This window comes from Streptomyces sp. NPDC001668 (assembly GCF_042893155.1).
GTDB lineage: Bacteria > Actinomycetota > Actinomycetes > Streptomycetales > Streptomycetaceae > Streptomyces.
Genome location: NZ_JBIAUQ010000005.1, coordinates 541,958 through 554,206, shown reverse-complemented (window position 1 = coordinate 554,206; position 12,249 = coordinate 541,958). Strand labels below are relative to the sequence as shown.

Below are 12,249 nucleotides of genomic sequence, written 5' to 3'. Positions count from 1 at the left end.
GTACGGGGACCTGGCGGGCGTCACCCCGATTCCGCTGTCGGCGTGGCAGGCGGGAGCAACGGCCCGCACTCCCACTGCTGGAAGATCAGCCGGGTCTCCACCCGGGCCACCTCGCGCCGGGATGTGAACCCGTCCAGGACCAGCCGTTGCAGGTCCGCCATGTCGGCCACGGCCACATGCACGAGGTAGTCGTCGGGCCCGGTCAGATGGAAGACGGTCCGCGACTCCGGCAGCGCCCGGATCCGCTCCACGAACGGCCCCACCAGCTCCCGCCGATGCGGCCTGACCTGCACCGACAGCAGCGCCTCCAGGCCCCGGCCCAGCTTCGCCGGATCCAGCCGCAGCTGATGCCCGAGGATCACCCCCGAGCGGCGCAGCCGGGTCACCCGGTCCAGACAGGTCGACGGCGCCACACCGACCTGCGCGGCGAGGTCGCGGTAGGTGGTCCGGGCGTCGTTCTGCAACAGCCGCAGCAGATGCAGGTCCACCGGGTCCAGTACGACAGATTCGGCCATCGGCCGAACGTAGCACGGACTTCGGCGGCAGAACGCCGGGCAGTGTTCACCCTTGCGTCCATGGACTCAGCGCGCCCCTCCACCGCCTCGCGTACGCCGCTCAGAGCACTGGCCACCGAGGCCGTCCACGCCGGCCGCGACGACCTCGCCCGGCAGGGACTGCACGCCCCGCCCATCGATCTGTCGACGACCTACCCGTCCCACGACAGCCGCGGCGAGGCCGCCCGCATCGACGCCTTCGCCGCGACCGGCGCCGAACCGGACGGCCCGCCCGTCTACGGCCGTCTCGGCAACCCGACCGTCGCCCGCTTCGAGACCGCCCTGGCGCGTCTGGAGAACACCGAGGCCGCGGTCGCCTTCGCCAGCGGCATGGCCGCGCTCACCGCCGTCCTTCTCGTACGGGCCTCCCTGGGCCTGCGCCACGTCGTCGCCGTCCGCCCCCTGTACGGCTGCAGCGACCACCTGCTGACCGCGGGACTCCTCGGCACCGAGGTCACCTGGACCGATCCGGCGGGAGTCGCCGACGCCCTGCGCCCGGACACGGGCCTGGTCCTGGTCGAGTCCCCGGCCAACCCCACCCTCGCCGAGATCGACCTGCGGGCCCTGGCCCACTCCTGCGGCTCGGTCCCCCTGCTCGCGGACAACACCTTCGCCACGCCGGTGCTCCAGCGCCCCGCCGAACAGGGCGCACGGCTCGTGCTGCACAGCGCCACCAAGTACCTCGGCGGGCACGGGGACGTGATGGCCGGGGTGGTGGCCTGCGACGAGGAGTTCGCGGGCCGGCTGCGGCAGGTCCGCTTCGCCACGGGCGGCGTCCTGCACCCGCTCGCCGGCTACCTCCTGCTCCGCGGCCTGTCGACACTGCCGGTCCGGGTCCGCGCCGCCTCGACGACCGCCGCGGAACTCGCCCGACGTCTCGCCGCGGATCCCCGGGTCAGCCGGGTCCACTACCCGCGGATCGGCGGCGCGATGGTCGCCTTCGAGGTCGACGGCGACCCGCACGAGGTGATCGACCGGGTGCGTCTGATCACCCCGGCGGTGAGCCTGGGCAGCGTGGACACCCTCATCCAGCACCCGGCGTCGATCAGCCACCGCATCGTGGACGCGGACGACCGGAGGGGCGCCGGGGTGAGCGACCGCCTGCTGCGGATGTCGGTGGGCCTGGAGGACGTGGAGGACCTCTGGGCGGATCTGGACACGGCACTGGGGTGCGGGCGTGAACCCGCACCCGCCGACCAGGCCGGAATCGCTACGGCGCTTCGGCCCTGCTGACCCCGATCGCGCTCTCCGCCTCCTCCACCGACGCATCCAGCCGCGCCGTGATCACCAAGGTCCCCTCCTCGATCTGGTAGTCGAGGGGGAGCCCCAGCCCACGCATCGCGGCGACCATCCCGGTGTTGGACGACTGCGTCACGGCGTACACGCTCGCGCACCCGGCCTCGGCGGCCATCGCGACCAGCCGCTCCAGCAGCTCGCCCCCGATTCCCCGCCGCTGCCACGTGTCCTCGACGAGCAGCGCCACCTCGGTCTCGTCCCCGTCCCACAGCAGGTGCCCGAGGCCGACGATCCGTCCCGACGCGGTCTGCACGGCGAGGGTCCGCCCGAACCGCGGGCTGAGCAGATGGTTCAGATACCGGTCGGCGTCCCCGACGGGCCCGTGGTACCGCATGCTCAACGTCCGCGGAGAGCACCGCTCGTGCATGGCCACCGCGGCCTCCAGGTCTCCGGTGTCCGCCCGGCGCACGGTGATGTCGTGGCCTTCTGCCAGGGTCAGCACGTCCTGGCTGCGCGGCACCCGCGGACCGAGCCGGGCGTCCAGCTCGACCAGGGCCCGGGCCCGGGCGAACTCCGTCGGCGTGAACGGCAGATACGGCCGCTCCACGGTGATCACTCCACCTTCCGGCGCCCGCAACCGCATCACGGTGTCCTCCAGAACCCCTTCCACCGGCACCCCCTCCGGTCCGCGACCGCCGCCGAGCGGAACGGCGGGCAGCGACCGGATCGTGCACCGGCCGAGCAACTGCCGCAGGGCGAGCGGCAGTTCGGCCGCGTCCAGGGCGGTGCGGGTGGCGAGGCCCAGCACCCGGGTCGGGGCGTCCACCAGGTCGTGGGTGTCGGCCCGCTCGATCCAGGTGTCGGCGCCGCCGGACCGCGCGACGGCCCGGGTGATCTCGGAGCCCTCCAGCGTGCCGGGGGCGCGCAGCAGGAACTCGTCGACGGTGCCCTCGGCCAGCGGGTGGGTCTGGAGGCTGAGGATGTCGACCCGCTGTCCGGCGAGGGCCGTGCACAGGGCGGCCAGCGAGCCCGGTTCGTCCTTCACCGTGGTGCGCATCCGCCACAGCGTGCTCTCCGCGGCCACGGGATCCGGGGTCCGTGCCCGCTGGTCGGCCGGCCCGGCCTGCTCCCCGTGGGGCAGCGGCCGGGTGCCGGTATCACCCGTCGGGGGCGCGTGGCCGTGGCGGCGTGCCCACCATGTGTGGAATCCGGCCGTGGCGGCCAGGGCCACCGCCGAGATCACCAGCAGGGCGGTGCCGTCGGGACCGTGCCCGATCAGGTCGGCCACGGTGTCGGCCACGGCGACGGCCGTGAACAGGGCCGCGAGTTCGATCAGATCGCGCCGCCAGTGGTGCACGGGGCGACCGTGTTTCGCACGGGTCACATCAGACATGTCTCGAGTCATGCAGCCACTGTGGAGGAACGGTGTTGCGTGATCACGAACGCATTGTGACTGATCGGTAAAGTGTGGTCCGTACGGTTTGTACCCTTTTCAACTGTTCACGGGCCGCGCACCGGGGGATGACGCCGATGCGCGACCCGCCCAGCAGGGTACGGGAGTTACTGTCCGACGCGACCCGGCTGGAGCACCTTCGTGAACAGCACCGTGCCGTCCTGCTCGCGCAGACGCACCGTCAGCTCACCGCTGTGGCCGTCGATGTCGACCTCCCCGAAGAACTGGTAGCCGCCCGCGGGGGAGACGTTCGAGGCGGTCGGCGCCTTCACGAACACCCGCTCCGGGCCGAAGGTGCCGTCGAGCGCGCTGGCCGGGAAGGCACCCGCGTTCAGGGGTCCCGACACGAACTCCCAGAACGGCTCGAAGTCGGTGAACGCGGCCCGCGAGGGCTGGTAGTGCTGGGCCGAGGTGTGGTGGACGTCGGCGGTCAGCCACACCGTGCCGGTGATCTTCCGGTGCTTGATGTACCGCAGCAGCTCGGCGATCTGCAGCTCACGTCCGAGCGGGGCGCCCGGGTCGCCCTGCGCGACCGCCTCGATGTTCGCCCTGCCCTCCGTGGCGTCGGGCACGACCAGCCCGAGCGGCATGTCGGAGGCGATCACCTTCCACACCGCCCGCGAGCGCGAGAGCTCCCGCTTGAGCCACTCCAGCTGCTCCCGGCCGAGGATGCCCTGCGGGTCCACGGCCTGGTCGTCGGGCGAGTTGGCGTTGCGGTACGTGCGCATGTCCAGCACGAACACGTCGAGCAGCGGACCCTGCCGCAACACCCGGTACACCCGGCCGTCCCGGGCCCCCGGCCGCAGCGTGGAGACCGGGAAGTACTCGCTGAACGCGCGCCGCGCCCGGCCCGCGAGCACGTCGACGCTCTTCTCGGTGTAACGGGTGTCGGAGTCCAGGATCGTCTGGCCCGGGTACCAGTTGTTGCGCACCTCGTGGTCGTCCCACTGGATGATCGACGGCACCTGGGCGTTGAAGTCCCTCAGGTTGTGGTCGAGCAGGTTGTAGCGGAAGTTGCCGCGGAACTCCGCCAGGGTCTCGGCGACCTTGGACTTCTCCTCGGTGGTGATGTTCCGCCAGGTGCTGCCGTCGGGCAGGGCGGCCGTGGCCGGGATCGGCCCGTCGGCGTAGATGTTGTCGCCGCTGCACAGGAAGAAGTCCGGGTCGAGCTTCGCCATCGCCCGGTAGATCGTGTAGCCGCCGAAGTCCGGGTTGATGCCCCAGCCCTGCCCTGCGAGGTCCCCCGACCACAGGAACCGCACGCCGTCCCGACGCTTGGGGGACACCGTGCGGAAGGTTCCGGTGACCGGCTCACCGGTGCGGCGCGGGTCGTCCGGGTCGGCCAGCAGCACGCGGTAGTGGATCTGCTCGCCCGACGGCAGGCCGCGCAGCCGGGTCGTCCCCGTGAAGTCGGTGTCCGCGCCGAGCAGCGGCCCGTGCCACCGGCGCGGATTGCGGAACGACTCGGTCGCGGAGGTCTCCACGATCATCCGGGCCGGACGGTCGGAGCGCACCCACACCAGGCCGGAGTCGCAGGTCACGTCTCCCGTCTGCACCCCCCAGCCCGCCCCGGGGCGCCCGGACAGGGCGAAGGCGGGCGCGGCTGAAGAGACCGCGGGCAGGGTGAGGGCCGCCGACGCGGCCAGGGAGCCGCGCAGAACGCTGCGGCGGCCGGGGAACGGACGATGGGACATGGATGCGCCTCCAGGGACGGGATCCGGCCAGTGTGCGATGCCACAACTACTGGGGCGCCGCAGCGCACACGGAAACCGCAAGTGAACAACTGACCGCGGGAACAAGGGAACCCGTGTGCGAAAGCGCGGGGGTCAGTCGCGGGCGGCCTCGGCCATCAGACGTACGCCGTCCCGGATCCGCGTCGGAGACAGGTGCGCGTAACCGAGGACCAGCCGCACCCCGCCCTCCGTGCCGTCCGGCTCGGCACGCGCGTGTGCGTAGTCCGTCAGCGGGCGCACGAGCACACCGGCCGCGGCCAGGCGCGCGAGCAACGCCTTCTGGGGGCCGTACCGGTGCGGCAGTTCGGCGATGACGTGCAGCCCGGCGGCGATCCCGGACACCTTTGTGCCCGGGAGGTGCTCCTCCAGCGCGGAGACGAGCGCGTCGCGCCGCTCCCGGTAGGCGCGCTGGCAGCGGCGCAGCTGGCGGTCGTAGTCGCCGCGCTCCACGAACCGGGCGAACAGCGCCTGGTCGATCGTGGGATGGCCGAGGTCCATGGTCCGCTTGCGCTCGACGACCTCGTCGGCCAGTGCCTGAGGCACCAGCAGCCAGCCGAGCCGCAGTCCCGGAGCGAGGGACTTGCTGACCGATCCCGCGTAGGCGACCCGGTCCGGGTCGAGCCCCTGGAGCGCGCCGACGGGAGCGCGGTCGTAGCGGAAGTCGCCGTCGTAGTCGTCCTCCAGGAGGAAGCCGTCGACGGAGCGCGCCCAGTCGAGGAGTTCCGCGCGGCGGTGCGCGGAGTAGGCGATACCGGTGGGGAACTGGTGGGAGGGCGTGGTGACCACGGCACGCACCCCGGAGGCGCGCAGGTCTGCCAGGGAGATCCCGTCCTCGTCCAGCGGTACGGGAACGGTGGTGACGCCCGCCGCCGCGTACAGGGCGTCGTGCTGCGGGCTCCCGGGATCCTCCGCGCCGACCGTCGGCAACCCGCGCGCGTGGAGGGCGAATCCGAGCAGTGTCGTCGCCTGCGCCACGCCGGAGACGACCACGATCCGCTCCGGATCGGCGACCACGCCCCTGCGGCGCGTCAGCAGTTCGGCCAGGGCGGCACGCAGCCGGGGCAGCCCGCGCGGGTCGGGATAGCCGAGATCCTGGTGCGGCAGCTCCGCCAGCACGCCGCGGTGGGCCGTGGCCCAGGCGGTGCGGGGGAACAACGACAGGTCGGGCGTCCCCGCGACGAAGTCGGCGAGAGTGGCCGGGTTGCGCGGGGCCAGGTCACGCGCGCGCGGGTGGGCGGCTCGCACGGCTCCGCCGACCCAGGTGCCGGCACCCCGGCCGCTGCGCAGGTACCCCTCCGCCGTCAGCTGCTCGTACGCCTCGGTGACCAGCCCGCGCGACACCCCGAGGTCGGCGGCCAGATCCCGGCTCGACGGCAGCCGCGTCCCCGGTACCAGCCGCCCGGACCGCACCGCCTCCCGCAGGGCCGCCTGGAGGGAACGGCCACGCGTGCGTGCCGGCGCGGAGACGGCGGGCAGGAGCAGTTCCCAGGCGGCCGATCCGGCGCCTTCCGGTACGTCGGGCCGCCCCTGTGGATTGGTCCCCGATGACGTCATGGCACTGGACCTTAAACCGGACCGCCGTGCTTCCTAGCGTCACTGCCATGAACGCCACCACCACGCGCGGCTCCCTCCTCGCCACGTTCGCCTGTGTCCTCGTCGGAGCGTCCTTCACCGCCAACAGCCTCCTCGGCGACTACCCGTACGCGGGCGGCCAGTTCCTGCGCTACGCCCTCGCCGCGCTGCTGCTGGCCCCCCTGGCCGCGAGGGGCGCCGCGCCCCGGCTGCGGGCGCTCGGACCCCGCCGGTGGACCCGTCTCGCGCTCCTCGCCGCCGTCGGCATGGTCGGCTTCAACCTCGCCGTCATCGCCGCCGAACGCACCGCGGAACCGGCCGTCCCCGGCGTCTTCGTGGGCTGCGCCCCCGTATGGGTGGCCGTCCTCGTCCCGCTGCTGGAGGGCCGCAGGCCCCGCCGGCGCGTCCTGCGGGGCGCCCTGCTGGTGGCCCTCGGCGCCTTCGCCGTCCAGGGCTGGGGCCGTACGGACGGCGCGGGCCTCGCCTTCTCGGTGGGCGCGCTGGCCGGTGAGGTCGGCTTCGCGGTGCTCGCCGTACCGGTGCTGCGGCCCCTGGGGCCACGGCTGCTGTCCGCCGTGGTCTGCGCGGTCGCCGCCGTCGAGGCCGCGGCGGCCGGACTGCTCCTGGACGGCACCGCGTGGCTGCGCCGCCCCGGCACGGCCGAGACCGCCGCGCTGCTGTGGCAGGCGGCGGTCGTCACCGTCGTCGGCTTCGTGTGCTGGTACATGGGCATGCAGCGGATCGGCGCCGAGCGCGCCACGCTGTTCTCGGGCCTCATCCCGGTCGCGGCGGCCTGCACCGCGCCGCTCGTCGGCACGGGCTCGTACGGCGCCGCCCAGGCCGTGGGCAGCGCCCTGGTCGGTGCCGGAGTCGCCCTGGGATCGGGGGCGTCGAGCCGGAAACGGAAGGGCTCAGCGGCTGCCGTCGAGGATGACCCGCGCGACCAGGGCCGGGTCGTCGTTCATCGGGCAGTGGCCGCAGCCGGGCAGCCGCACGAGCCGGGCCCGGGGGATGATCTGCTTGGCCCGCACGCCCTGCCGGCGCACCAGCAGCATGTCCCTGGTGCCCCAGGCGACCGTGACCGGCAGCCCCGGGACGTCGTCGCCGAACTGGACGGCGGTGCCGGCCCGGAGCGTCTCGTCGAACCCCGTGGCCCGCGCGAGGGCGAGCGTCTCGGCGACCACGGCCTCGGGTGAACGGCGGCCCGGGCGGGCGTAGATGGTGCTCGTGAGCATGGTGCGGCCGGCCGCGCTGCGCGAGAGCCGCTCCACCAGCGGCATGGGCAGCCGTCGCGCTATGTGCCGCATCGCGAGCAGCACCCCGAACGCGTAGCGTCGCTCGGCCTGCGACCAGAATCCGGCGGGGGACAGCGCGGTGACGGACCGTACGAGCCGCTCGCGGCCCAGTTCCAGGGCCAGCAGGCCGCCGAGGGAGTTGCCGGCCACATGCGGGCGGTCCAGCTCCAGGGCCTCGCAGAAGGCCCCGAACACCGACGTCGTGGTGGCCAGGTCGTACGACAGCCCCCCGGGCAGCCCCGGCGACGCCCCGAACCCGGGCAGGTCCACGGCGATCACGTCGCGCTCGGTGGCCAGGATGTCCACCACCGGGTCCCAGGCCTGCCGGTGGTGCCCGATGCCGTGCAGCAGGAGCAGCGGCTCACCGCGCCCCACGCGCGTGTAGGACACGGTCACGGGCTGCGGTCCCTCGGGGGAGGGGACTTTGAAGGAGACGGTGGCGGACATGAAGGCTCCTGGCGGCAACTCACGGGCTGATAAGGGATCTCACGAACGGACGCTGTAGACAGCTTGTCAGCAATTACTACTGGCGGGTAGACCCGTGGGTAGGGGTCCGCGTAATCGCCTGGACACGGACCGGCGTCTGGGTTGGGATGAAAGCGTGGCCACCGAAACCGAGACCGACGTCTTCGAAGAACACCGTCCCGTCCTCATGGGTGTCGCCTACCGCATGCTCGGGCGCGTCGCCGACGCCGAGGACGTGGTGCAGGACGCCTGGCTGCGCTGGTCGGCCGCCGACCGGAGCGAGGTGCGCGAACCGCGCGCCTACCTGGTCCGCGTCACCACACGCCTGGCGATCGACCGGCTGCGCCAGGTCAAGGCGCGCGGCGAGACCTACGTCGGCCCCTGGCTGCCCGAGCCGTACGTCACCGACTTCGGGGACACCGTGCCCGACACCGCCGAACAGGCCGTCCTCGCCGACTCGGTCTCCCTCGCGGTCCTGGTCGTCATGGAGTCCCTGTCCCCGCTGGAGCGGGCGGTGTTCGTCCTCAGGGAGGCCTTCGGCTACCCCTACGCCGACATCGCCGCCATGCTCGACCGCGCCGAACCCGCCGTACGGCAGCTCGCCGGGCGGGCCCGCAGACATGTCGACGAACGACGTCCGCGCTACGAGGTCGACCCGGTCCGGCGCCGCGATCTGACGGAGCGTTTCCTCGCCGCGGCGGGCGGAGGGGACCTGGAGGCGCTGATGTCCCTGCTCGCGCCCGACGTCCGCCTCGTCGGGGACAGCGGCGGCAAGGCCAAGGCGCCGCTGCGGGTCCTGGAGTCGGCCGACCACGTGGGCCGCTTCCTGGTCGGCGTCGCCGGAAAGGGCGCCCCGGACGTCACCTGGCGCTTCCTGGAGCTCAACGGCGGGCCCGCGGTGCTCGTCCTGTCGGGCGGAAAGCCCGACTCCGTCTTCCAGTTGGACATCCTGGACGGCCGCATCCAGTCCGTCTACATCATCCGCAACCCCGACAAGCTGCACGCCCTGCCTGCCGTCTGAATGCCTCATCAACGCTGTGTGACATCACGCCCGCGCGCCCCACAGGGGATCGAGGATTGGTCTTGACCAAGGGTGAGGGCCGCCCTATGGTCGCAGAGAAGTGAAACAACCTTTAATAAACAAGGGCGCTAAAACGCCGCCGGACCACGGCGATCGCGGAGGACACGGTGGGGACCACGCAGCTGGAATCGGTGCCGGAACCGAAGTACTGGCATCTCAAGACCGTGCTCAGTGAGGCACTGGACTCCGAATTCTCCGTGGGCGAGATCCTGCCCAACGAGCGCGACCTCGCCGCCCGTTACGGCGTCGCCCGCGCCACGCTGCGCCAGGCTCTGGAGCAGCTGGAGCTGGAAGGCAGGCTGCAGCGCCGCCGCGGTGTCGGGACGACCGTCGCCCCGCCGCGCGTGGGTGTGGCCGTCGGCACCGAGCAGCAGGCCTGGCCCGGCGCGGCCGGTGACGACTGGCAGTCCGTCGACTGCGCCTGCGCGGTGCCGCCCGCCTCCGTCGCGGACGCCCTCGGCACCGGCCGCGAGCAGTCGGTGCACGTCGTGCGCCGCTCCCGCGTCACCCACGGCCAGCCCGTCGCCGCCGAACTGCTGTACATCCCCGAGGCGTCGGTGCCGGAGCTCTCCGCCATAGACGCCCCGTCAGGGGTGGCACGCGCGCGTGCCGTGCTGCGCGAACTGCAGCGCCTGGAGCTGGAGAGCCGGGAGAACGCCGTCGAACTCGGCTCGGCCCGCGCGGACGACGCGAAGGAACTGGACCGCCTGCCCGGCGCGCCGGTGCTCGTCGTCACCACCCGCTACCTGGCCGGGGGCCGCACCGCCGCCGTCTCGGTGGCCACCTACCGCGCCGACACCTGCCGGCTGACCTTCGGTGACTCCGGCGCGGTGGAGATCCACGAGGGGCCGGAACGCCGGGCTTCCTGAGCGGTACGGCGGTGCCCCGGGTCCCGGTCCGGGGCACCGCCGTGTGCCAGGGGATCACTCACCGCCGTGCGGTCACGGTCCCCTCCACCGCGAACAGCTGCTCCTCCACATGGTCGAGGGCGAGCCGCAGCGCGCCCGTCGCCACGGCCGCCTCACCGAGGAGCGACAGGGCGACCCTCGGCGGGCGCAGACAGTAACGGGCCAACTCGCGCCGCAGCGGCTCCAGTACGCCGTCCAGGCCGACCGCCCAGCCGCCCACCACGACGAGTTCCGGGTCCAGGGCCAGGACCAGAGCCGCCACGTCGTGCACGAGCCGCTGGATGAAGCGGTCCACGGCCGCCCGGGCCCGCTGGTCGCCCTCCCGCGCCTGTGCGAAGACCTCGGCGACCGCCTGCTCGTCGAGCGGGTGCAGGGGCTCGTCCGTGGTGGACAGCAGCGTCTCCGGGGTGACCTCGCGGCCCAGCAGATGCAGCGCCCCGATCTCCCCGGCGGCGCCGCCGTACCCCCGGTGCAGCCGCCCGCCGATCAGCGAACCGGCCCCCGGGCTCAGCCCGGCCAGCACGAACACCACGTCGTCGGACTCGGTGGCGGAGCCCTTCCAGTGCTCGGCGACCGCGGCCGCGTTGGCGTCGTTCTCGACCAGTACCGGGCACTTGAAGGAACGGCTCAGCCGCTCGCCGAGCCGCAGCCCCGTCCACTCGGGCAGCGCCGCGCACAGCCGTATGGTGCCGTCCGCCTCCACGATGCCCGGCGAGGCGACGCCCACGGCCCACAGGGAGTCGCGCGCGACCCCGGCCCGGCGCAGCAGTTCGGCCACCGCGGTGCGCAGCCGCTCCAGGCGCTCGTCGGCGAGGGCCGTCTCGTCGACGTCCTTGGCCACCGCGCCGAGCACCCGGCCGTCGAGGTCGGACAGGAGCGCGGCGACCCGGTGCGGCCCGATGTCCAGGCCCAGCAGATGCCCGGCCTCGGCCCGGAACCGGAACCGCCGCGCGGGCCGCCCCTGTCGCCGGGCGACACTCTCGTCGGCGGCCTTCTCGACCACCAGGCCGCCCTCGATCAGCCCCTCGACGACGCCCTCGACCGTCGGCCGGGACAGGCCCGTCACCCGGGTGATCTCGGTCAGTGTGGCGCAGTCCGTGGCACGCAGCGCGTGCAGCACCACCGCGGAATTGATCCTGCGCAGGAGTGAGGGATCCCCGCCGGTCAGTCGCCCCAACGTCCGTCCTCCCAGCTCGTGCGGCGTGTGGGGCGGATCGTACAGGCCGCTTGGCCGGGATTGCGCCCCGAGCCGGACCCTTTTCCGTCGGCCGCCCCGTCCGCCTCTCACCCCGGCGCCACGAATCCCGACTCGTAGGCCGCGATCACCGCCTGGGTCCGGTCCCGCGCCCCCAGCTTCGCCAGCACGGCGCTGACATGCGACTTGACGGTCTCCGTGCCGACGACCAGCCGCCCGGCGATCTCCGCGTTCGACAGACCACGCGCCATCAGCCGCAGCACCTCGGCCTCCCGCTCGGTCAGCTGGGCCCGCTCCATCGCGGCCCGGGCCGCCCGGTTGCCGCCCTCCTCGCCGTACTGGGCGGCCAGCTGCCGTACCGAGGCGGGGAACAGCAGCGACTCACCCTCGGCGACCAGCCGCACCGCGTGCACGATCTCGGCCGGGCGGGCCCGCTTCAGCAGAAACCCGTCGGCACCGGCCCGCAGGGCCTCGTACACGTACTCGTCGTTCTCGAACGTCGTCACGACGAGGATCTTCGGCGGCGCCTCGACCGTCCGCAGCACCGCGCGCGTGGCCTCGATGCCGTCCAGCAGCGGCATCCGTACGTCCATGGCGACCACGTCGGGCCGCAGCCGCCGGACGAGGGGGATCACCGCCGCCCCGTCGGCCGCCTCGCCGACGACCTCGATGTCGGGCTGCGCCTCCAGGACCGCCCGCAGACCGGCGCGTACGAGGGGTTCGTCGTCGACGAGGAGAACGGTGACGGGCATCCCGT

10 protein-coding genes and 1 pseudogene are annotated in these 12,249 nt (G+C 73.3%); 4 read left to right on the top strand and 7 right to left on the bottom strand.

What is annotated here, in order from left to right:
- Positions 1-20 precede the first annotated feature (20 nt).
- Positions 21-515: an Lrp/AsnC family transcriptional regulator gene (locus tag ACFYZ8_RS19070; protein WP_020122341.1), complete on the bottom strand. Its 495-nt coding sequence runs from the start codon at positions 513-515 to the stop codon at positions 21-23.
- A 60-nt stretch (positions 516-575) separates the two neighbouring features.
- On the opposite strand from ACFYZ8_RS19070, the gene ACFYZ8_RS19065 reads away from it, so the two are divergent.
- The gene (locus ACFYZ8_RS19065) at positions 576-1,787 is read left to right on the top strand and encodes a trans-sulfuration enzyme family protein (protein ID WP_388529733.1); all 1,212 of its coding nucleotides are present in this window, start codon (positions 576-578) and stop codon (positions 1,785-1,787) included.
- On the opposite strand, the gene ACFYZ8_RS19060 is transcribed toward ACFYZ8_RS19065, so the two are convergent.
- The 3 genes from ACFYZ8_RS19060 to ACFYZ8_RS19050 all read right to left on the bottom strand — a co-directional run bounded on the left by ACFYZ8_RS19060 (position 1,765) and on the right by ACFYZ8_RS19050 (position 6,530).
- Entirely contained in the window at positions 1,765-3,147 is a 1,383-nt protein-coding gene (locus ACFYZ8_RS19060) for a GNAT family N-acetyltransferase (RefSeq protein WP_388529736.1), read from the bottom strand. The two genes, ACFYZ8_RS19065 and ACFYZ8_RS19060, sit on opposite strands and share 23 nt — an antisense overlap.
- A gap of 203 nt (positions 3,148-3,350) precedes the next feature.
- Positions 3,351-4,937: an alkaline phosphatase D family protein gene (locus ACFYZ8_RS19055; RefSeq protein WP_388529739.1), complete on the bottom strand. Its 1,587-nt coding sequence runs from the start codon at positions 4,935-4,937 to the stop codon at positions 3,351-3,353.
- Between the two features lie 132 nt (positions 4,938-5,069).
- Positions 5,070-6,530, bottom strand: a complete 1,461-nt coding sequence (locus tag ACFYZ8_RS19050) for a PLP-dependent aminotransferase family protein (RefSeq protein WP_388529742.1) — start codon at positions 6,528-6,530, stop codon at positions 5,070-5,072.
- Between ACFYZ8_RS19050 and ACFYZ8_RS19045 the strand changes: the two are divergent.
- A pseudogene (locus ACFYZ8_RS19045) lies at positions 6,521-7,366 on the top strand (EamA family transporter); the annotation flags it as partial. The gene ACFYZ8_RS19050 and the pseudogene ACFYZ8_RS19045 overlap by 10 nt on opposite strands.
- Positions 7,367-7,459: 93 nt before the next feature.
- Here ACFYZ8_RS19045 and ACFYZ8_RS19040 read toward each other — a convergent pair.
- A complete protein-coding gene (locus ACFYZ8_RS19040; protein ID WP_359032141.1) occupies positions 7,460-8,290 on the bottom strand; it encodes an alpha/beta fold hydrolase in 831 nt (276 codons plus the stop codon).
- A gap of 154 nt (positions 8,291-8,444) precedes the next feature.
- On the opposite strand from ACFYZ8_RS19040, the gene ACFYZ8_RS19035 reads away from it, so the two are divergent.
- Entirely contained in the window at positions 8,445-9,329 is an 885-nt protein-coding gene (locus ACFYZ8_RS19035; protein ID WP_388529745.1) for an RNA polymerase sigma-70 factor, read from the top strand.
- Positions 9,330-9,496: 167 nt separating this feature from the next.
- Positions 9,497-10,258 (top strand): GntR family transcriptional regulator, encoded by a 762-nt coding sequence (locus ACFYZ8_RS19030; protein ID WP_359032139.1) that lies wholly within the window; start codon positions 9,497-9,499, stop codon positions 10,256-10,258.
- Positions 10,259-10,316: 58 nt separating this feature from the next.
- Here ACFYZ8_RS19030 and ACFYZ8_RS19025 read toward each other — a convergent pair whose 3' ends face one another.
- Both ACFYZ8_RS19025 and ACFYZ8_RS19020 read right to left on the bottom strand, forming a co-directional pair.
- Complete coding sequence (locus ACFYZ8_RS19025; RefSeq protein WP_388529748.1) at positions 10,317-11,474, bottom strand: ROK family transcriptional regulator; 1,158 nt, start codon at positions 11,472-11,474, stop codon at positions 10,317-10,319.
- 107 nt (positions 11,475-11,581) lie between these two features.
- Complete coding sequence (locus ACFYZ8_RS19020; protein ID WP_388529751.1) at positions 11,582-12,244, bottom strand: response regulator; 663 nt, start codon at positions 12,242-12,244, stop codon at positions 11,582-11,584.
- Between the last annotated feature and the right edge of the window lie 5 nt (positions 12,245-12,249).

Excerpts from the sequence above, each read along its gene's own strand:
- ACFYZ8_RS19020 (WP_388529751.1), bottom strand. The coding sequence starts at position 12,244 with ATGCCCGTCACCGTTCTCCTCGTCGACGACGAACCCCTCGTACGCGCC.
- ACFYZ8_RS19070 (WP_020122341.1), bottom strand. The coding sequence starts at position 515 with ATGGCCGAATCTGTCGTACTGGACCCGGTGGACCTGCATCTGCTGCGG.
- ACFYZ8_RS19055 (WP_388529739.1), bottom strand. The coding sequence starts at position 4,937 with ATGTCCCATCGTCCGTTCCCCGGCCGCCGCAGCGTTCTGCGCGGCTCC.
- ACFYZ8_RS19065 (WP_388529733.1), top strand. The coding sequence starts at position 576 with ATGGACTCAGCGCGCCCCTCCACCGCCTCGCGTACGCCGCTCAGAGCA.
- ACFYZ8_RS19040 (WP_359032141.1), bottom strand. The coding sequence starts at position 8,290 with ATGTCCGCCACCGTCTCCTTCAAAGTCCCCTCCCCCGAGGGACCGCAG.
- ACFYZ8_RS19050 (WP_388529742.1), bottom strand. The coding sequence starts at position 6,530 with ATGACGTCATCGGGGACCAATCCACAGGGGCGGCCCGACGTACCGGAA.